Below are 19,815 nucleotides of genomic sequence, written 5' to 3' on the forward strand. Positions count from 1 at the left end.
GCAGATTTCGCGATGTTCCAGCCATTGCATGGGCTCAAGCTTCCGCTGGAGCGACGAAGGGTTTTGAGTTCAACGGCTTTTCGGCCTAGCGTCCCGCGCATCATCTGGGAGACCCGAATGCGCCGCCTTGCCCCCGTCCTTGCTCTGCCTCTGCTGTTCGCCACCCCCGCGCTTGCCGATCCGCTGCGCGATGCCGTCGCGAAGGACATGCCGGCGGTGATGCCGCTCTATCGCGACCTGCACGCCAATCCCGAATTGAGCATGAAGGAGGTCAACACCGCCGCGAAGCTCGCGGTGGAGGCGCGCAAGCTGGGCTTCAAGGTGACCGAGAAGGTCGGCGTGACCGGCGTGGTCGCGGTGATGGAGAATGGCCCCGGCCCGGTGCTGCTGATCCGCGCCGACATGGACGGGCTGCCCGTTCCCGAACAGACCGGGCTCCCCTTCGCCAGCAAGGCCAAGGGCGTGAGCGCGACCGGCGTCGAGACCAGCGTGATGCACGCCTGCGGGCATGACACGCACATGACCGCCTGGGTCGCCACCGCGAAGCGGCTGGCGGCGATGAAGGATCAATGGTCGGGCACGCTCGTCATGATCCTGCAGCCGGGCGAGGAGACGAGCGAAGGCGCCAAGGCGATGCTCGCCGACGGGCTGTTCACGCGATTCCCCAAGCCGCAATATGCGCTCGCCTTCCATGACAGCGCCTCGCTGCCCGCCGGCACGATCGGCTACACGTCCGGCCCCGCCGCCGCGACGGTCGATAGCGTCGACCTGATCGTGAAGGGGCTGGGCGGGCATGGCGCCGTGCCGCAGGCGACCAAGGATCCGATCGTGCTCGCTTCACGCATCGTCGGCGCGTTGCAGACGTTGGTGAGCCGCGAGCTCGATCCGCAGGATGCCGCAGTGGTCACCGTCGGCAGTTTCCAGGCCGGTGCCAAGCACAATGTGATCCCGGACGAGGCGAAGCTGTTGCTGACCGTGCGCACCTATAACGACAAGGCGCGAGAACTGATGCTGGGCGGCATCGCCCGCATCGCGAAGGGCGAGGCGATCGCGGCCGGAGTGCCGGAAGACAAGATGCCGGTCGTGACGGTTCAGCGTGACACCTCCACCCCGGCCGCGATCAATACCCCGGAATTCACGGCGCGCATGGCCGGCTTCTTCGCCGCTCGCTTTGGAAAGGATCGGGTGACGGCCGTGCCGCCGCCGATGGTGGGTGAGGATTTCGGGCGCTATCGCGATGCCGACAAGTCGATCCAGAGCCTGTTGTTCTGGGTGGGTGGCGTGCCCAGGGCGAAATGGGATGCCGCGGGCGGTGATCTCACGACGCTGCCCTCGCTGCACAGTCCGTTCTGGGCGCCGGAGGCGGAGACGGTCATCTCCACCGCAACGGAAGCGATGACGGCGGCGGCGCTCGATATTCTGAAGAAGGGCTGATGCTTTTCCGCCGCGAGACGCTGGATGGCATCGCGGCGGGACGCATCACGCTCCAGTTCCGCCGCTGGAAGGCGCCCGCGGCCAGAACGGGCGGCGCCCAGCTTACATCGATCGGCCTCGTCGCGTTCGATCGCGTCGAGCCGATGGCACTGGATGCGCTGACCGACGAAGACGCGCGCGCCGCCGGCCACCCCGATCTTGCTGCGCTGAAGGCCGAACTCTCGGCGCGCGATGGCGACCTCTATCGCATCGCCGTCCGCCCGGCCGGCGCAGACCCGCGCCCGGCGCTTCGCGAGGATGCGGACCTGTCGGATGCCGCGATCGCGGACCTGCTGGGGAGAACCGACCAGGTGTTCGCCCGCGCGGCGCTTGAGCTGATCGAACGCTTTCCCGGACGGCGCGCGCCCGATCTCGCCGCGGAACTCGGGCTTGAGACCGCGATCTTCAAACCGCGTGTCCGTGCGCTCAAGGCCAAGGGGCTGACCGAAAGTCTGGCGGTGGGATATCGGCTTTCGCCGCGTGGCGAGCGGGTGTTGCGGTGGCTGGAACTGAATATCTGATGCTTCTTCGAGCCATCCATAACCACCCTTGTCATTCCCGCGCACGCGGGAATCCAGCTGCACTACGTTTTCCGGACAGATCTGCGCCACTGGATTCCCGCGTTCGCGGGAATGACAAGGAATTGGCCTGATCAGATCTCCTCGAAATCGCCGCCGCGACCCTTTCCTCCGGTGAAGCGCGCGGCGCCGGCTTCAGCGCCATGGCGCAGCGGGGCTTCGCCCTCGCGGCCCTCGAATCGCAGCGCATCCTCGATCGTCATGTCCCATTGGCGATGGGCGGACATGCGATCCGTCTTCATGCACAGCGCTGGAAAACGGGCGATCTCGGCGGCCAGCGCCTGCGCCGCCGACAGCGCGCCGCCGGCGGGCACCAGCCGGTTGGCGAGGCCCATCGCCAGGGCTTCGGGGGCTTCGACCGGCCGTCCGGTCAGGATCATGTCGAGCGCGTGGCCTTGCCCCACGATGCGCGGCAGCCGCACCGTTCCGCCATCGATCAGCGGCACGCCCCAGCGCCGGCAGAACACGCCGAAGATCGCGGTCTCGGAAGCGACGCGCAGGTCGCACCACAAAGCGAGTTCCAGCCCGCCGGCGACCGCATGGCCTTCCACCGCCGCGATCACGGGCTTGGACAGCAACATGCGGGTCGGCCCCATCGGTCCGACGCCCTCGGGCTCGTACCGGGTCTGGCCGACAGCGCCCAGATCGAAGCCGGCGCAGAAGGTGCCACCCGATCCAGTCAGGATCGCGACATCGACGGCATCGTCCGCATCGAACGCGGCAAAGGCGTCCCGCAGCGCATTGGCGGTCGCGGGATCGACAGCATTGCGCTTGTCGGGCCGGTGGATCGTCACCGTCCGCACCGGGCCGTCGTCGGAAATCAGCACCGTCATCCGGCTTCCCCGCTCATGGCCCGTCACATCGGCTCAGGCCGGCTCGGGCGTCAGTCGTCCGGTCGTCCGCGCGGCCGGTTGAGGGGCCGGATTGGAAAAGCGCATCGTGCCGTCGTCGACCTTGCCGTAGCGCAGCATCATCAGGTCGCGGGCATAATTCTGATGGACCTTCCAGGGCAGCTTGGATCCCTGGCGCGGAAGCTTCGCCCGGGCGCGCTGGACATAGCCGGAACTGAAATCGAGGAAGTCCTCGTCGGTGACACTCGGATCGTCGAGCGTCGGCGTGCATTGGCGCGTGCCCGTCCGGTCCATATGATTGAGCAGCCGGCAGACATATTCGCAGGTGAGATCCGCCTTCAGTGTCCATGACGCGTTGGTGTAGCCGAAGCTCGTCGCGAAATTGGGAACGCCTGAAAGCATCATCGCCTTGTAGCTGAGGCATTGCGACGGCTCGACCGCGGCGCCGTCGACATCCAGCGTCATGCCGCCGAGCAACTGCATGTCGAGCCCGGTGGCGGTCACGATCAGATCGGCCTCGATCTGCTCGCCGGATGCGAGCTTCACGCCGGTTTCGGTGAAACGGTCGATCGTATCGGTGACGATCGACGACTTGCCCTCGCGGATCGATGCGAACAGGTCGCCATCGGGCACCAGGCAGACGCGCTGGTCCCAGGGATTGTAGCGGGGGGTGAGGTGGGTGGCGACGTCGTAACCGCCGGGCAGCTCCGCCTTGGCGAGCGCGATCAGCTTCGCTTTCACCTTGGCCGGCTTCCGGCGCGCCATGCGGAAGAAGAACATGCCGAGCAGCACATTCTTCCAGCGGGTGATGCCATAAGCGAGCTTGCTCGGCAGCACGCGGCGCAGGCCGTTGGCGATCGCGTCTTCGGCGGGACGCGAGACGATATAGGTGGGGGAGCGCTGGAGCATGGTGACGTGCGCGGCCCGTTTCGCCATTTCGGGCACCAGGGTCACCGCCGTCGCGCCGCTGCCGATCACGACGACATGCTTGCCGCTATAGTCGATATCGTCGGTCCAGAGCTGGGGATGGACGATCCGGCCCTTGAAATCGGCGCGTCCCGCGAAATCGGGCGTATAGCCGGCGGCGTAATTGTAATAGCCCGAACACATGAACAGGAAGCCGCAGGTGAAGCGCGCGGACTGGCCGTCGATCTCGACATCGACCGTCCAGCGCGCATCCGCCGTCGACCAGCTCGCATGGCGGACCTTGTGGCCGAAGCGGATATGCCGGTCGATGCCGTGATCGCGCGCGGTCTCGTCCAGATAGTTGAGGATGGCGGGGCCGTCCGCGATCGCCTTGGCCTCGGTCCATGGGCGGAAGGAATAGCCCAGCGTGTACATGTCCGAATCGGAACGGATGCCGGGATAGCGGAACAGATCCCAGGTGCCGCCGATGCGCGCGCGGCCCTCCAGGATCGCATAGCTTTTACCGGGGCAATTGGCCTGCAGGTGATAGCCGGCGCCGATGCCCGAAATCCCTGCACCGACGATCAGCACGTCGAAATGTTCGATCGCCATCACACCTCTCTTTCGCGGCTCGACCCAGTGATCGGGCCGTTGCCGTCACCCAGTTATTAACATGACTGTCAGCGCCGCGATAGCGGTTCACTGATCGCTTCAGTTGATCATAAACTGTCAACAAATCGATTTTTCTGGCGATTTCGGTGCTGCTAGCCTGATGATGCCGCAAATATGCGGCCGACTCAGACAGTTTAGCGAGGGACACCGCCATGACTTTGAAGGGTACGAAGACCGAGGATAATCTGAAGGCCGCGTTCGCCGGCGAAAGCCAGGCCAATCGCCGTTATCTCTATTTCGCGCAAAAGGCCGATATCGAAGGCTATAATGACGTCGCGGCGGTGTTCCGCTCGACCGCCGAGGGTGAGACCGGCCATGCCCACGGCCATCTCGAATTCCTGGAGGAAGCCGGCGATCCGGCGACCGATCTGCCGATCGGCCCCACGTCCGATAACCTCAAGGCCGCGATCGCGGGCGAGACCCACGAATATACCGACATGTATCCCGGCATGGCGCGCACCGCGCGCGACGAGGGCTTCGACGAGATCGCCGACTGGTTCGAGACCCTGGCCAAGGCCGAGAAGAGCCACGCCGGCAAATTCCAGAAGACGCTCGACACGCTCGACGCCTGAGGGCGCACTGAACGTCTCTACCGTTCGGGCTGCGCTTGTCGAAGCCCTGCTTTCCTTCGCCAGTGCAAGGGAAGGGCAGGGCTTCCACGGGCCCGGTCCGGACGGATTGTTGTTCTCCGAACAAGGGGGATCCGCATGAAGGAAGGCAGTCTCGACGCGCCCATCCGCCATCCGATCGACTGGCGATCGGATGGTTTCTATGACGAGGAAGCGCTCGACGCCGAACTGCGCCGCGTCTTCGACATTTGCCATGGCTGCCGCCGCTGCTTCAATCTGTGCGACAGCTTCCCGACGCTGTTCGACATGGTCGACGAAAGCCCGGGCGAGGATGTCGAAAGCCTGGAGTCGGAGAGTTTCAAGGCCGTCGTCGATGCCTGCACGCTGTGCGACATGTGTTTCATGGTGAAGTGCCCCTATGTGCCGCCGCACGAATTCGACCTGGATTTTCCGCATCTGATGCTGCGCTATCGCGCGGTCGAGCATCGCAAGGGCGAGACCGGACTGGCCGATCGCGAGCTCGCGAAGACCGATCGCAACGGCAAGCTCGGCACCCTGCTCAACGATGTCGCGAATTGGGCAACGCAGGAGTCCAACGGGCTGACGCGCGGCGTGATGCAGGCGACGCTGGGCATCGACAAGCGCGCGCATCTGCCCGGTTTCGCCGAGGTGCCGCTGACCCGCGCGGTCGCGAACCGCATACCCGCGCCCAACGCCCAGGCGCCCGGTTTCGGCCGCAAGGTCGCGCTCTATGCGACCTGCTACGGCAATTTCAACGATCAGACGCCCGGCGAGGCGGCGATCAAGGTGCTGGCGCATAACGGCGTCGAGGTCCGTGTGGAACATCCGCAATGCTGCGCGATGCCCAAGCTCGAAAACGGCGATCTCGCGGCGGTGGCGGATGCCGCCGAGCAGGTCGCGGCCTGGTTCGCGCCGCTGATCGACCAGGGCTATGACATCGTGCCGCTGACGACGAGTTGCGCGCTGATGCTCAAGTTCGAATGGCCCTTGCTCCATCCCGGCAATGCGGCGGTGAAGCGGCTGTCCGAACACACCTATGATCTGTCGCAATATGTGGTCGCGCTGTCGAAGGAGGCGGGGCTTGTGCCGATCGATGCGATGCCGGCTTCGATCGGCGTGCATTTCGCCTGCCACAGCCGCGCGCAGAATATGGGGCCGAAGGCGATGGAGATGCTGCGGCTGATCCCCGGCGCGACGCCCGCCCTGACCGAGCGTTGTTCGGGCCATGGCGGCAAATGGGGGATCATGGCGGAGAATTTCGAGACGGGCGTCAAGGTGGGCCGTCCCGCCGCCGGTGCGCTCGCCAAGACGGATCCGGACTATATGGTCAGCGAATGTCCGCTCGCCGGCCCGCATCTGCAGCAGGTGATGAAGCTGTCCGGATCGGAAAAGGTGCCTGAGCGGATCGGCCACCCGATCGAGATCATGGCCAGGGCCTATGGATTCGAGGACTGAACGAGATGCCCCGCGAAACACGTACCATTACCCCGGCGGATATAGTGCCCGTCGCCGACTATGAGCGGATCCGCAAGGCGAAGCGCGACGAGAATATCGTGCGCAAGCGCCTGCGCCGGCTCTCGGTGGGGCCGCATGCGACCGTGCTTTTCGAAAGCTGGGATTCGATGTGGCTCCAGATCCAGGAGATGCTGCGGATCGAAAAGGGGGGCGATGCGCAACTTCCCGACGAGCTGGCCGCCTATAACCCGATGATCCCCAATGGCGGCGAACTCACTGCGACGATGATGTTCGAGATCGACGATCCGGTGATCCGTACCCGCGTGCTCGGCCAGTTGGGCGGCGTGGAGGACCGGATCTTCATTTCGATCGGTGACGAACGCGTGCCTGCGGTGCCGGAGGGCGATGTCGAGCGTAGTCGGCCCGACGGCAAGGCATCGAGCGTGCATTTCTTCCACTTCCCCTTCACCGCCGCGCAGGTCGCGGCATGGCGTGCCGGCGGCGCGCCCGCGATGTTCCATGTCGAGCACCCCAATTACGGCCATATCGCGTTGATCGGCGACGATATGCGGCAGGAACTGGCACGGGATTTCGCGTGAATCGGGCACCGGATTGGCCATTCGCGCTCCGATCCCCTAGATAAGGGGCATGGATCCGGTGACCGACATCCTGCCTGAACGGCCGCGCCTTGCGCGGCGCCTGTTGTCATGGCTGGCTTTGTTGCTGCTTGCCGGCCATCTCGCAGGCACCGCGCCCCGGCTCGGCGCCATCGAGGCGCCGAACAAGCCGCTGTCGATCGAAGTGCGGCCGATCCAGGCCGTCGTCGCGCAGGGGCGTGGCGCGGATATCGTCAAGGCGGGCCGTTTCCAGGCACCCGAAAAGCCCGGTCAGGGTGGCGGTGATCCGCCGCTTGCGGGCATCGCGCCGATGGTGGCCGCACCGGCCGCCGAGATTGTTTCGGCTTATGCCGCGTTCGAATCCGATGCGTCTCGAAGTAGAATCTCCGGCGCTTATCACGCCCGCGCGCCCCCTGTAGCGTGATTCTGACCGGCTGAATCCCACCATGTCATCCCCGCGTATGCGGGGATCCAGCGGCGCGGATTTATCCGGACAGAGCGGTGCAACTGGATCCCCGCATACGCGGGGATGACAACATAGGTGGTCCGAACGTTCGGCCATGCCTCCCGCATCGCATGAAGCGCGAGCTCAAAGCTCAATTTCAACACCGGTGACCGTCGCGCCGTTCGGCGCACGGCACTGCCGCGCATAGGCGCATCGAAGAGAATATCATGACCAATATCCAGATCATCGACCATGTTCCCGCGGACGACCGCGATCATCGTGACCATATCGCGACGCTGCTGCGCCGCTATCCGCAACTCGACGCAGCGGAGACCGAAACCCTGCTCGATTTCCTCGCGACCGGCCCGATCATCGAGGTGGGCCATCTTGCCGGCGATCCGGAGCTAAGTCCGATCGTCGAACGGGTGCGGCGCGAGCATGCGAAACGCTTCGGCGTCGGGATCGGCCGCAACCTGCTGATCGGCCTGGCGCTGATATTGCCGCTGCTGCTGTTCTGCTGGGTCGCGTGGGATCTCGGCGGTAAATAACCCGAAAGACAGCGCCCGCCGGTGGGCTTCCCCACCGACGGGCGTGCTTTCCTCCCCAGGAAACTTTCAAAGGCCGGTATGCCGGTCCTTCACCAGGGTGCGGGTGGCTTAAGCGGCCTCGCTGAACTGGTTCATCGTATTGTCCTTGCCGCCGGCTTTCAGGGCGGCTTCGCCGGCGAAATATTCCTTGTGGTCGTCGCCGATGTCCGAACCCGACATGTTCTGGTGCTTCACGCAGGCGATGCCCTGGCGGATCTCCTTGCGCTGCACGCCGGCGACGTAGCCCAGCATCGCCTGTTCGCCGAAATATTCCTTGGCGAGATTGTCGGTGCTGAGCGCGGCCGTGTGATAGGTCGGCAGCGTGATCAGGTGGTGGAAGATGCCGGCGCGCTTCGCGGCATCGCGCTGGAAGGTGCGGATGCGCTCATCGGCTTCGGCCGCCAGCTCGCTCTCGTCATAGCTCGCGCTCATCAGGTTCGCGCGGTCATAGCCGGACACGTCCTTGCCCGCCTGGGTCCACGCATCGAACACCTGCTGGCGGAAGTTGAGCGTCCAGTTGAACGAGGGCGAATTATTATAGACCAGCTTGGCGTTGGGAACGGCCTCGCGGATGCGGTCGACCATGCCGGCGATCTGCTCGATATGCGGCTTCTCGGTTTCGATCCACAGAAGGTCCGCGCCGTTCTGGAGCGAGGTGATGCAATCGAGCACGCAGCGATCCTCGCCGGTTCCGGCGCGGAACTGGAACAGGTTGCTGGGCAGCCGCTTGGGGCGCACCAGCTTGCCGTCGCGGGTGATGACGACATCGCCATTGCCGATGCTCGAGGCATCGATCTCTTCGCAGTCGAGGAAGCTGTTATACTGGTCGCCGATGTCGCCGGGCTCGCGGCTATAGGCGATCTGCTTGGTCAGGCCCGCGCCCAGCGAGTCGGTGCGGGTGACGACGATGCCGTCCTCCACGCCCAGCTCGAGAAAGGCGTAGCGGCAGGCGCGAACCTTCGCGAGGAAGTCCTCGTGCGGCACGGTCACCTTGCCGTCCTGGTGGCCGCACTGCTTCTCGTCGGACACCTGGTTCTCGATCTGCAGCGCGCAGGCGCCGGCCTCGATCATCTTCTTGGCGAGCAGATAGGTCGCCTCGGCATTGCCGAAGCCGGCATCGATATCGGCGATGATCGGCACGACATGCGTCTGGAAGGCCTCGACCTTGGCGAGCGCTTCCTTCTCGCGGCCGGCATCACCGGCATCGCGCGCCGCGTCGATCTCGCGGAACAGGCCGCCCAGCTCGCGCGCATCGGCCTGGCGCAGGAAGGTGTAGAGCTCCTCGATCAGCGCGGGCACGCTGGTCTTCTCGTGCATCGATTGATCGGGCAGCGGCCCGAATTCGGAGCGCAGGGCAGCAACCATCCAGCCCGACAGATAGAGATATTTGCCCTTGGTGGTGCCGAAATGCTTCTTGATCGAAATCATCTTCTGCTGGCCGATAAAGCCGTGCCAGCAGCCCAGCGACTGGGTGTAGTTGGCCGGATCGGCATCATAGGCGGCCATGTCGGCGCGCATGATCTTCGCGGTGTAGCGCGCGATGTCGAGCCCGGTCTGGAACCGGTTCTGCAGACGCATGCGCGTGACCGCCTCGGCGCTGATCCCGTCCCAGGTTCCGCTCTTGGAACGGATGAGCTGGTTCGTCTGCGCGATCTGGTCCTGGTACGACATTGGAATGGGCCTTTCGTTCGATTGGCCCTGTGATGACGCAGGCGACGGGACGGTGCGACTCAGGATTGTAAATTTTCGTGTGTAAATGTCGCCCGCGGCTGTTCCTGTCTTGTCATTTTGTGAATTTCTTGACAATGCTTGGCGATGGCCGAAGCGAAGCTTTTTGCCGGGCATGCGGTGAAGCGCGTGCGCCGCGCACAGGGAATGACCCAGTCGGCGATGGCCGATGCGCTGGCGATCTCGCCCAGCTATCTCAACCTGGTAGAGCGCAACCAGCGCCCCCTGACGGCGGCGCTGCTGTTGCGGCTGGCCGAGCGCTTCGATTTCGATCCGCGCACGCTGTCGGCGGGTGAGCCGGGCGGCGGAGCCGAGGCGATCCGCCGCCGGCTGGCGGATCCGATGTTCGCCGATCTGGAGATCGACCGCGCCGAGCTCGCGGACTGGCTGGCGGGCGCGCCGAGTGGGGCGGAGGCGTTCGCGCGCGCGTTCGACGCGTTGCGCGCGGGTGCGCCGGCCGCGCCCGCGGATGACGGCATTTCCGACGTGCGCCGCGAGATCGAGCGCTGGCGCAATCATTTTCCCGATCTCGATGCTCAGGCCGAAACGCTGGCCGACGAATTGCGATTGGGCGCGGGCGATCTTTACGGTGCGATCGCGGAGCGGCTGCGCACCAGGCACCAGCTCGCGATCCGCATCCTGCCCGTCGATGTGATGCCCGATATGCTGCGCCGGCTCGATCTTCACGCGCGCCAGCTTCAGCTTTCCGAAACGCTCGACACCGCCTCACGCACCTTCGCGGTCGCCTTCCAGCTTGCGCAGAACGAGGCGCGCGCGGAGGTCGATGCACTGGTGCGTGGCGCGGGCTTTGCCGAACGCGCGAGCGAGCGGCTCTATCGCCGGCATCTGCTCGGCTATTTCGCCGCCGCGATCATGATGCCCTATGCCCGTTTCCTGCGCGCGTGCGAGGCGACGGGTTACGATGTCGAATTGCTCCAGCGCCGCTTCGGCGCGGGCTTCGAACAGGTTTCGCATCGGCTGACCACATTGCAGCGCGTCGGCGCGCGCGGGCTGCCCTTCTTCATGATCCGCATCGACCGCGCCGGGCAGGCGTCGAAACTCTATGCGGGCGCAAGCGGATCGGCGCTCGCCGAAAGCCCGGTGCGCTGCCCGTTATGGCGATTGCACAATGCGTTCGACCGGCCGGGGCATCTGGTGCGGCATCTCGTTGTGCTGGAGGATGATAGCCGCTGGTTCACGATCGCGCGCACCGTTCAGCCGCAGGGCCGGCGCTTCGGCGCCGTCGCCGCCGAATTCGCGATCGGTCTGGGGCTGGATGCAGCGCTCGCCGCGCCGCTCGCCGCCGCAACGGGCATCGATCTGCGCGCGGGGCGGGCAACACCGATCGGCCTTGGCTGCCGGCGTTGCACCCGCGCCGATTGCCCACAACGCGCGCATCCGCCGGCTGGCCGGTCGTTGCTGATCAACGAACGCGAACGCGGGGTTTCGCCGTTCAGTTTCGCGGGGGATTGATTCCGCGCATCGACTGGATTCCACCGGACGGAATATCCGCGCTGCGGGATGGTGCCGATCCGGCGGTGGCGGATTATACGGGGGGATCGGAAGCGACTCGTCAGGAGTGCCGACATGGAAAACCGCATCGTCTATCCGGGGATCAGCCCGCACCTCACCATCCGCGACAATCGCGCGATGGAAGCGATCGATTTCTACACGCGCGCCTTCGGCGCGGTCGAACGCTTCCGCAAGGAAGCCGAGGACGGGGCACGGCTGATGCACGCGCATCTCGAGGTGAATGGCGGCGCGCTGTTCCTCAACGACGATTTCCCGGAGATGATGGGCGGAACGCCGTCTTCGGCGCCGACCGGGGTGACGCTGCATCTGGAAGTCGCGGATGCCGACGCGGCCTGGGAACAGGCGCTCGCGGCGGGTGCCTCGGTGCGTTTTCCGCTCGAAAACCAGTTCTGGGGGCAACGCTATGGGCAGCTATTGGATCCGTTCGGCCATTGCTGGTCGATCGGCGGGCCGGTGAAAGGCTGATACCCGCTCCCGTCAATGCGCGCAGGCCAGGCCCTCGATGATGTCGTCGATGCGCGCTGGATCGCCGGCGGCGATCACATCGCCACGGCTCTGTTCGCCCAGCGGGTCGCCGTTCCAGTCGCACATCCGCCCGCCCGCGCCCTCGACCACGGGCACCAGCGCGGCGAAGTCGTGCAGCTTCAGCCCCGATTCGACGACCAGATCGACATGGCCGGAGGCGACCAGCCCGTAATTATAGCAATCCCCGCCGAACAGCGTGTCTCCGCATTGGCGTGCGAGCATCGAGAAATGCTCGGCGGAATGAGGGCTGAAGAATTGCGGACCCGTGGTCGCCAGGATCGCGGTGTCCAGCGCCCGGCAGGCGCGGGTCGTGACCGGATCGCCGTTGAACAGCGTCTTTCGCCCGACCGCGCCCAGCCAGCGTTCGCGGCCGATCGGCTGGTCGATCACGCCGATCATCGGCCAGCCTTCGCCGAGCAGCGCGATCAGCGTGCCGAAGATCGGCCGGCCGGCGATGAAGGATCGCGTTCCGTCGATCGGATCGAGCACCCAGGTCCGTCCGCTGGTGCCGGGCTTCTCGCCATATTCCTCGCCGATAATCCCGTCGCGCGGACGCTCGGCTTCGATCAGCCGCCGCATCGCCGCCTCGGCCGCGCGATCGGCCTGCGTCACCGGCGACGAATCGTCCTTGGTCTCGATCTCGAAGCGCGCGCGGAAAAAGGGGCGGATCGCCTGCCCCGCCGCGTCGGCAAGGGCATTGGCGAGGGCGATGTCGTTCTCGGTGAAGCTCATGGCCGTGCGGTAGCGCAGCCCGTGCGGCGCGGCTAGGCTTCCGGTGTTGAAAGCGGCGATGTGCCGTTTCCAGTCCTTCCCGCTTTGTCATTCCCGCGAAAGCGGGAATCCAGCTTCTTCTTCTTTCTGATATTTCACGGAAAAGCTGGATCCCCGCTTTCGCGGGGATGACAGAAGAAGTTCAGTTTTAATCGAAGAGGCTGGAGACCGAGCTCTCGTCCGCGATGCGGCGGATCGCTTCGGCGAGCAGCGGCGCGATCGTCAGGTGGCGAATCTTCTTCGCATCCTTGATCACGTCATGGCCGCCGATCGAATCGGTGATCACCAGCTCGGTCAGCTCCGATCCCTCGACACGCGCGACCGCGCCGCCCGAAAGCACGCCATGCGTACAATAGGCGACGACTTCCTCGGCGCCCGCCGCCTTCAGCGCGGCGGCGGCGTTGCACAATGTGCCCGCCGAATCGACGATGTCGTCGATCAGGATGCAGAAACGTCCCTCGACATCGCCGATGATGTTCATCACTTCCGATTCGCCGGCGCGCTCGCGGCGCTTGTCGACGATGGCGAGCGGCGCATTGTCGAGCCGCTTGGCGAGCGCGCGCGCGCGGACCACGCCGCCGACGTCGGGCGAGACGACCATCATCTTGCGGCCGCCGAAGCGCGCCTGGATGTCGGCCGACATCACCGGCGCCGCGAAGAGATTGTCGGTCGGGATATCGAAGAAGCCCTGGATCTGGCCGGCATGGAGATCGACCGAAAGCACGCGGTTCGCGCCCGCGACGGTGATCAGGTTGGCGACGAGCTTGGCCGAGATCGGCGTGCGCGGGCCGGGTTTGCGATCCTGCCGGGCATAGCCGAAATAGGGGATGACGGCTGTGATCCGCTTGGCCGATGCGCGCTTAAGCGCATCGATGCAGATCAGCAGCTCCATCAGATTGTCGTTGGCGGGATAGCCGGTCGATTGCAGGACGAACACGTCCTCGCCACGGACATTCTCGTGGATTTCGACGAACACTTCCTCGTCGGCGAAGCGACGGACGCTGGCGTCGGTCAGCTTGATCTCGAGATAATCGGCAATGGCCTTGGCCAGCGGCAGGTTCGAATTGCCGGTCAACAATTTCATGCGCGCATTCCCGCAAAAAATGATCCGCGAACAGCGGTGGGTGATGAACAGGGGTTGACGAAAAGCCTTTAACCGCACTCGCGCGTTCGTAAAGGGGGCATTGCCCGCCTCGTCGACCTTAGGCGGCGATGGGCCGCATCGTTTTTGCCGAAAACCGGTTCCCACTTCTTCGCGCGATGCTCTAATGCGGACGCGATATGACGGACCGGCTCACCATCGCGCTCGCGCAACTTTCGCAGACGGTCGGCGATCTTCCCGGAAATGCGGATGCGATGTTGGAATGGCGCGCCCGCACGCCCGGCGCCGACCTGATCGTCTATCCCGAACTCCAGCTCATCGGCTATCCGCCTGAGGATCTGGTGCTGAAGCCGGCGCTGATCGCGCGCGCCGAATCGGAACTGGCGCGGTTGGCGGCCGCCACCGCCGATGGCGGGCCGGCGATGCTGGTCGGAACCGTCGTGCGCGAACAGGGGCTGCTCTACAACGCGCTGGCGCTGCTCGACGGCGGCAGGATCGCGGAGATTCGCCGCAAGCACGAACTGCCCAATTACGGCACTTTCGACGAGAAGCGCCTGTTCGCGTCCGCGCCGCCGCCCGAACCCATCGTTTTCCGTGGCGTGCGCATCGGCCTGCCGATCTGCGAGGATATCTGGTTCCCGGCGGTATGCGCGCATCTGCGCGCGCGCGGGGCCGAACTGCTGATCTCGCCCAATGGCAGCCCGTATGAGGTCGACAAGGACGATCTGCGCAGCAGCGCGATCGCCGCGGCGCGCGTGGCGGAGACGGGGCTGCCGCTCGCTTATCTCAACCGCGTCGGCGGGCAGGACGAGATCGTCTTCGACGGTGCGAGCTTCGTGCTGAACGCCGACGGTCTGCTCGCCCACCAGCTTCCCGACTGGGAGGAAACGGTGGTCGAGACGCAGTGGCAGCGCGGTCCCGATGGCTGGCGCTGCCTGCCGGGCGTGCTCAACGCGCTGGAGCCGCACCCCTCCGACATCTATCACGCGATGGTCGTGGGACTGCGCGACTATGTCGACGGCAATCGCTTTCCCGGCGTCGTGCTCGGCCTGTCCGGCGGCATCGATTCGGCGATCTGCGCCGCGATCGCCGCCGATGCGCTCGGGCCCGATCGCGTCTGGTGCGTGATGCTGCCCAGCCGCTTCACCAGCGAGGCCAGCCTAGACGATGCCGCCCAATGCGCGCGGATGATCGGCTGCCGGCTCGACACGATCCCGATCGCGCCGGCGGTCGAGGCGTTCGACGCCATGTTGTCGGACAGTTTCGCCGATCGCACCGTCGACATCACCGAAGAGAATATCCAGTCGCGTATCCGTGGCGTCACCCTGATGGCGCTCAGCAACAAGTTCGGCCACATGCTGCTGACCACCGGCAACAAGAGCGAGATGTCGGTCGGCTACGCCACCATCTATGGCGATATGGCCGGCGGCTATAATCCGCTCAAGGACGCATACAAGACGACGGTGTTCGCGATCTCGCGCTGGCGCAATGCCAATCGCCCGCGAATCGGGCTGGGGCCGGACGGGCCGGTGATGCCCGAAACCATCATCACCAAGCCGCCATCGGCGGAGCTGCGGCCCGATCAGAAGGATTCGGATTCGCTGCCGCCCTATGATGTGCTCGATCCGATCCTGCATGGGCTGGTCGAAGAGGAATTGTCGGTCTCGGCTTTGGTCGAACGCGGTTTCGATCGCGATACGGTCATCCGGATCGAACGGCTGCTCTACATCGCCGAATATAAGCGGCGGCAGGCGCCGCCGGGGGTGAAGCTCGGCACGCGCAATTTCGGCCGCGACCGGCGTTATCCGATCACCAACGCGTTTCGGACGTCATAGGCGGGTTTCGACGCGCGCGGTGATTGCCGGTTCCGCCGCAATGGCGGTAAGAGCGCGCGCATGACAGTCGTGACCCGTTTCGCCCCGTCGCCCACCGGGCGGCTCCATGTCGGCAATATCCGCACCGCGCTCCATAACTGGATGTGGGCGAAGAAGCATGGCGGCCATTTCCTGCTGCGTATCGACGACACCGATCTCGCACGTTCGACCGAGGAGAATGTCGAAGCGATCCGCGCCGACCTTGCCTGGCTCGGCCTGCATCCTGATGGCGAGGCGCGTCAGTCCGAACGGTTCGCGCTTTACGAGGCGCGTTTCGAGGCGCTGCGTGCGGCCGGCCGCGTCTATGCCTGCTATGAGACCGCCGAGGAGCTCGATCTTCGCCGCAAGATCCTGCTCGGACGCGGGCTGCCGCCGGTCTATGAGCGCCCGGCGCCCGGCACGCCGGTGCCCGAGGGGCGCAATCCGCATTGGCGTTTCCGGCTCGATCATGACGCGCCGATCGTCTGGGACGATCTGATTCGCGGGCCGCAGCGCTTCGATTCGAAATTGCTGTCCGATCCCGTCATTCGCCGCGCCGACGGGAGCTGGCTCTATATGCTGCCCTCGGCGATCGACGATCTCGACATGGGCGTCACCCATGTCGTGCGCGGCGAGGATCATGTGTCCAACACCGCGACGCAGATCCAGATGTTCGCCGCGATGGGCGGCACGGCGCCTGCCTTTGTGCACGAGGCGTTGCTGACCGGTAGCGAAGGCAAGCTTTCCAAGCGCCTGGGTTCGCTCGGCGTCGATCATTTTCGCGAGATCGGCATCGAACCGGTCACGCTCGTCGCCAAGCTCGCGCGGATCGGCACCAGCGATCCGGTGGAGGCGGTCACCGATCCGCAGCCGCTGATCGACGCATTCGATTTCGGACATTTCGGCCGCGCGCCCGCGCGCTTCGACGAGGCGGAATTGCTCCAGCTCAACGCGCGTATCGTCCATCAGCTCGATTTCGATGCCGTCGCCGATCGGTTGCCGGCGGGCATGGATCAGGCCGCCTGGGACGCGATCCGCCCCAATCTCGAAACCGTCGCGCAGGTGGTGGACTGGTGGTCGGTGGTCGAAGGGCCGATCGCGCGGCCAGACCTGTCTGACGAGGATCGGGCCTACATCGCGGAAGCGGCAACAGTCGCCGAGTCGCTCGACTGGTCGGTTGATCCCTGGCACGCGCTCACCGCCGCGCTCAAGGAAAAGACCGGCCGCAAGGGCAAGCCGTTGTTCCTGCCGCTGCGCCAGGCGCTCACCGGGCGCGACCATGGCCCCGACATGGCGGCTTTGCTGCCGTTGATCGGCAAGGCTCAAGCGCTCGAAAGACTGGGCTGACCTCTGGATTTCAAGAAATGATACAACATCACTTATCGCTTTACTTGGTTATGTGATGTTGTAACATCCTTCATTGCGGGACCATCCCGTGATGGAGGATGTCATGTCTGTCTATGCCAAAGGAGGCTATCTCGATCAGAAAACGCGAAGCCCGCTGAGCCTTGGCGCGGCGATCGCAATCAACGGTGTGATGGTGGGCGCGCTGGTGTTCATGAGTCCGGCCGTGCGCGAGAAGATCCCGACCATCTTCGAAACGATCAACATCCCGGTCGAGAAGCAGCCGGAACCCACGAAGCCAGAGCCGCAGAAGCAACACCGGCAGGCTGCGACTGAAAATATTATTCCGGTGAAGCCGCCGATTGCAGAGCCGACGACAGGTTTCAGGGTGCCGGATATACCCATTCCGCCAACGGGCAGCATTCTCGGCCCTATAGCCGACCCTGCTCCACCGCCGCCCCTGCCACATGTTCCCGTCTTCAAGGGGTCACAGGTCGACCCCCGTTACGCAGGAACGCTCCAGCCGCCTTATCCGCCGGGCAAGATCCGCTCGGGCGAAGAAGGCGTCGTGGTGGTCCGCGTTCTGGTGGGGCCGGATGGGCGGGTGAAGGACGTGCAGAAAGTGGAGGCGGCCGACGAGGTCTTCTTCCGCGCGACTGCCGAACAGGCGATGAAGCGTTGGCGTTTCACGCCCGCGACCAGTGACGGCACGCCGGTCGAAAGCTGGCGGACCATGACGGTTCGATTCAAGCTGGACACCTGACGTGCCGGGGACGGGGCTGGCGTCGCCGCGTTCGCGCGCCTATCTTGGTGCCATGGCGATCTTTCCCCGTCCCGTCTCGCCGGTGCGCGCGATCCGCGATCTTCGCGGATTTCTGGCGCAGCGCCAGCGACACGAGCTGCTTTTCGGATTCCTTTCGGTGATGATCACGACGCTGATCATCGCCGGCTTCTATGTCGATTCGAAGTTCGAAAAGCCGTGGAAGCGCGACATCCAATATTTCGAGAACTGGCCGGCCAATCGCACGGATGAAGAGATCCGCGCCCGGCTCGCCGCCGATCTGATCAAGGACAAGCAGCGCAAGGCCGAGCTCGAGAAGCTGCGCCAGGAACGGATGAAGTCGTTCCAGCGTCTCGACAAGAAGCTCGACGATCTCGGCATTTGAGCGCCGACCCCCGCTATCTGGCCGCAGCATTGGCGCTTGCCGAACGTGGCCGCGCGACCACCGCGCCCGCGCCTTGTGTCGGCTGCGTGATTGTCCGGAACGGTCATGTGATCGGTCGTGGCTGGTCGCAGTCCGGCGGCCGCCCGCATGCGGAGGCGATGGCGCTGGCCGAGGCCGGAGGCGCGGCGCGCGGCGCCACCGCTTATGTCACGCTTGAACCCTGTGCGCATGACAGTCCGAAAGGTCCCAAATGTTCGTCGCTGCTGATCGATGCGGGCGTGGCTTGCGTCGTGGCGGCCATCGGCGATCCCGATCCGCGTACCGACGGGCGCGGTTTCGCGGCGCTGGAGGCGGCGGGCGTGGAGGTGGTGCGCGCTGTCCATGCGGATGCGGCCCGCCGTTCGATGGCGGGATTCCTGACGCGCAAGGCGCTTGGCCGGCCCTTCGTCACGCTCAAGCTCGCGACCTCGCTCGACGGCTGCATCGCCATGGCGGACGGCAGCGCGCGCTGGATCACCGGCGATGCCGCGCGCCGCCATGGCCATCTGGAGCGCGCGCGCGCCGAAGCGATCCTGGTCGGGCGGGGCACGCTGGAGGCGGACGATCCGACGCTCGACGTGCGCCTGCCGGGTCTCGAGGCGCGCTCGCCGGCCCGTTATGTCCTGTCGCGCGACGGTGCTGTGCCCAACGGGTGGGCGCGGCTGTCCTCGCCACAGGCGATCGCCGAATTGCCGGGCGATTTCCTGCTGGTGGAGGGCGGGGCCGGCGCGGCCTCGGCCTTCCTCACCGCGGATCTGGTCGATCGCCTGCTGCTGTATCGCGCGCCGATCCTGATCGGTGGCGGGTGCGCCGCGCTCGGCGATATCGGTCTTGCCGATCTCGCGGCGGCGCATGGTCGCTGGCGCCTGCACGATGCGCGGGTGCTTGGCAGCGACCGGCTCGAAGTCTACGAGCGGGTCCGGCAAATATAGAAGGGCGGCTATGTTCACCGGCATCATCACAGATATCGGCACCATCCGGGCTGCGGAGCAGCGCGGCGATCTGCGGCTGGTCGTCGAAACCGCCTATGATACCGCGACCGTCGATCTGGGTGCGTCGATCGCCTGTTCGGGCGTGTGCCTGACGGTGGTCGACAAGGGGCCGGGCTGGTTCGCCGTCGATGTGTCGGGCGAAACGCGGTCGCGCACCGCCGACGGGCAATGGCTGCCGGGCAGCCGCCTCAACCTCGAACGCGCGATGAAACTGGGCGAGGAGCTTGGCGGGCATATCGTGACGGGCCATGTCGACGGCATCGGCAGCGTGGTTTCGGTCGAGGCCCAGGGCGATTCGCATCGCGTCGTCGTTGCCGCGCCTGCCGATCTCGCGCCCTTCATCGCGCCCAAGGGATCGATCGCGCTCGACGGCATCTCGCTCACCGTGAACACCGTCGAGGACGATGCGGCGGGCACGCGCTTCTCGATCAACATCATTCCGCACACCGCGGAGATGACGACCTTTTCGACGCTCGAATCCGGCCGTCCGCTCAATATCGAGATCGATGTGCTGGCGCGTTATCTCGGGCGCATGCGCTCGGTTCTCGAGAAATCGACAGCCTGATGTGATTCCGTCGTTGCGATATC

General features: G+C 65.4%; 20 protein-coding genes. 15 read left to right on the forward strand and 5 right to left on the reverse strand.

Going from position 1 to position 19,815, the window contains the following annotated elements; genetic code table 11:
* Positions 1-117: 117 nt before the first annotated feature.
* Positions 118-1,434 carry an amidohydrolase gene (locus K7G82_RS21285; protein ID WP_222991964.1) on the forward strand — a complete coding sequence of 439 codons (1,317 nt, stop codon included), beginning with the start codon at positions 118-120 and terminating at the stop codon, positions 1,432-1,434.
* A complete protein-coding gene (locus K7G82_RS21290) occupies positions 1,434-1,994 on the forward strand; it encodes an ASCH domain-containing protein (protein ID WP_222991965.1) in 561 nt (186 codons plus the stop codon). Before K7G82_RS21285 ends, K7G82_RS21290 begins: the two co-directional genes overlap by 1 nt.
* Before the next feature lie 131 nt (positions 1,995-2,125).
* Here the strand turns inward: K7G82_RS21290 and K7G82_RS21295 are convergent, their stop codons facing one another.
* Together K7G82_RS21295 and K7G82_RS21300 are read right to left on the reverse strand one after the other, a co-directional pair.
* Complete coding sequence (locus K7G82_RS21295) at positions 2,126-2,884, reverse strand: crotonase/enoyl-CoA hydratase family protein (RefSeq protein ID WP_222991966.1); 759 nt, start codon at positions 2,882-2,884, stop codon at positions 2,126-2,128.
* Positions 2,885-2,917: 33 nt separating this feature from the next.
* Positions 2,918-4,420, reverse strand: a complete 1,503-nt coding sequence (locus K7G82_RS21300) for a flavin-containing monooxygenase (RefSeq protein ID WP_222991967.1) — start codon at positions 4,418-4,420, stop codon at positions 2,918-2,920.
* A gap of 212 nt (positions 4,421-4,632) precedes the next feature.
* Between K7G82_RS21300 and K7G82_RS21305 the strand changes: the two genes are divergently transcribed.
* The 5 genes from K7G82_RS21305 to K7G82_RS21325 all read left to right on the forward strand — a co-directional run bounded on the left by K7G82_RS21305 (position 4,633) and on the right by K7G82_RS21325 (position 8,135).
* Positions 4,633-5,052, forward strand: coding sequence for a rubrerythrin family protein (locus K7G82_RS21305; RefSeq protein WP_222991968.1), 420 nt, complete (start codon positions 4,633-4,635; stop codon positions 5,050-5,052).
* A gap of 135 nt (positions 5,053-5,187) precedes the next feature.
* Entirely contained in the window at positions 5,188-6,525 is a 1,338-nt protein-coding gene (locus K7G82_RS21310; protein WP_222991969.1) for a (Fe-S)-binding protein, read from the forward strand.
* Positions 6,526-6,530: 5 nt separating this feature from the next.
* Positions 6,531-7,124 (forward strand): DUF3501 family protein, encoded by a 594-nt coding sequence (locus K7G82_RS21315; protein ID WP_222991970.1) that lies wholly within the window; start codon positions 6,531-6,533, stop codon positions 7,122-7,124.
* 49 nt (positions 7,125-7,173) lie between these two features.
* The gene (locus K7G82_RS21320) at positions 7,174-7,566 is read left to right on the forward strand and encodes a hypothetical protein (protein ID WP_222991971.1); all 393 of its coding nucleotides are present in this window, start codon (positions 7,174-7,176) and stop codon (positions 7,564-7,566) included.
* A 248-nt stretch (positions 7,567-7,814) separates the two neighbouring features.
* Positions 7,815-8,135: a hypothetical protein gene (locus K7G82_RS21325; protein WP_222991972.1), complete on the forward strand. Its 321-nt coding sequence runs from the start codon at positions 7,815-7,817 to the stop codon at positions 8,133-8,135.
* 108 nt (positions 8,136-8,243) lie between these two features.
* Here the strand turns inward: K7G82_RS21325 and K7G82_RS21330 are convergent, their stop codons facing one another.
* Positions 8,244-9,845, reverse strand: coding sequence for an isocitrate lyase (locus tag K7G82_RS21330; RefSeq protein ID WP_222991973.1), 1,602 nt, complete (start codon positions 9,843-9,845; stop codon positions 8,244-8,246).
* A 144-nt stretch (positions 9,846-9,989) separates the two neighbouring features.
* Here K7G82_RS21330 and K7G82_RS21335 point away from each other — a divergent pair, with 144 nt between their 5' ends.
* Complete coding sequence (locus K7G82_RS21335; RefSeq protein WP_222991974.1) at positions 9,990-11,375, forward strand: helix-turn-helix domain-containing protein; 1,386 nt, start codon at positions 9,990-9,992, stop codon at positions 11,373-11,375.
* 114 nt (positions 11,376-11,489) lie between these two features.
* Positions 11,490-11,900 carry a VOC family protein gene (locus K7G82_RS21340; protein ID WP_222991975.1) on the forward strand — a complete coding sequence of 137 codons (411 nt, stop codon included), beginning with the start codon at positions 11,490-11,492 and terminating at the stop codon, positions 11,898-11,900.
* A gap of 12 nt (positions 11,901-11,912) precedes the next feature.
* On the opposite strand, the gene hisN is transcribed toward K7G82_RS21340, so the two are convergent.
* Both hisN and K7G82_RS21350 read right to left on the reverse strand, forming a co-directional pair.
* Positions 11,913-12,692: a histidinol-phosphatase gene (hisN, locus tag K7G82_RS21345; RefSeq protein ID WP_222991976.1), complete on the reverse strand. Its 780-nt coding sequence runs from the start codon at positions 12,690-12,692 to the stop codon at positions 11,913-11,915.
* Positions 12,693-12,879: 187 nt separating this feature from the next.
* Positions 12,880-13,815 (reverse strand): ribose-phosphate pyrophosphokinase, encoded by a 936-nt coding sequence (locus K7G82_RS21350; protein WP_222991977.1) that lies wholly within the window; start codon positions 13,813-13,815, stop codon positions 12,880-12,882.
* A 197-nt stretch (positions 13,816-14,012) separates the two neighbouring features.
* Between K7G82_RS21350 and K7G82_RS21355 the strand changes: the two genes are divergently transcribed.
* The 6 genes from K7G82_RS21355 to K7G82_RS21380 all read left to right on the forward strand — a co-directional run bounded on the left by K7G82_RS21355 (position 14,013) and on the right by K7G82_RS21380 (position 19,792).
* The gene (locus K7G82_RS21355; protein ID WP_222991978.1) at positions 14,013-15,668 is read left to right on the forward strand and encodes an NAD+ synthase; all 1,656 of its coding nucleotides are present in this window, start codon (positions 14,013-14,015) and stop codon (positions 15,666-15,668) included.
* Positions 15,669-15,728: 60 nt separating this feature from the next.
* The gene (locus K7G82_RS21360) at positions 15,729-17,033 is read left to right on the forward strand and encodes a glutamate--tRNA ligase (RefSeq protein WP_222991979.1); all 1,305 of its coding nucleotides are present in this window, start codon (positions 15,729-15,731) and stop codon (positions 17,031-17,033) included.
* Positions 17,034-17,136: 103 nt separating this feature from the next.
* Positions 17,137-17,793 carry an energy transducer TonB gene (locus K7G82_RS21365; protein ID WP_246623770.1) on the forward strand — a complete coding sequence of 219 codons (657 nt, stop codon included), beginning with the start codon at positions 17,137-17,139 and terminating at the stop codon, positions 17,791-17,793.
* A gap of 1 nt (position 17,794) precedes the next feature.
* The gene (locus K7G82_RS21370) at positions 17,795-18,196 is read left to right on the forward strand and encodes a hypothetical protein (RefSeq protein ID WP_222991980.1); all 402 of its coding nucleotides are present in this window, start codon (positions 17,795-17,797) and stop codon (positions 18,194-18,196) included.
* 17 nt (positions 18,197-18,213) lie between these two features.
* Positions 18,214-19,167: a bifunctional diaminohydroxyphosphoribosylaminopyrimidine deaminase/5-amino-6-(5-phosphoribosylamino)uracil reductase RibD gene (gene ribD, locus K7G82_RS21375; RefSeq protein WP_222992034.1), complete on the forward strand. Its 954-nt coding sequence runs from the start codon at positions 18,214-18,216 to the stop codon at positions 19,165-19,167.
* Positions 19,168-19,177: 10 nt separating this feature from the next.
* Positions 19,178-19,792, forward strand: a complete 615-nt coding sequence (locus K7G82_RS21380; RefSeq protein WP_222991981.1) for a riboflavin synthase — start codon at positions 19,178-19,180, stop codon at positions 19,790-19,792.
* The last annotated feature ends 23 nt before the right edge of the window (positions 19,793-19,815 follow it).

This window comes from Sphingomonas colocasiae (genome assembly GCF_019880585.1).
GTDB classification, from domain to species: Bacteria; Pseudomonadota; Alphaproteobacteria; order Sphingomonadales; family Sphingomonadaceae; genus Sphingobium_A; species Sphingobium_A colocasiae.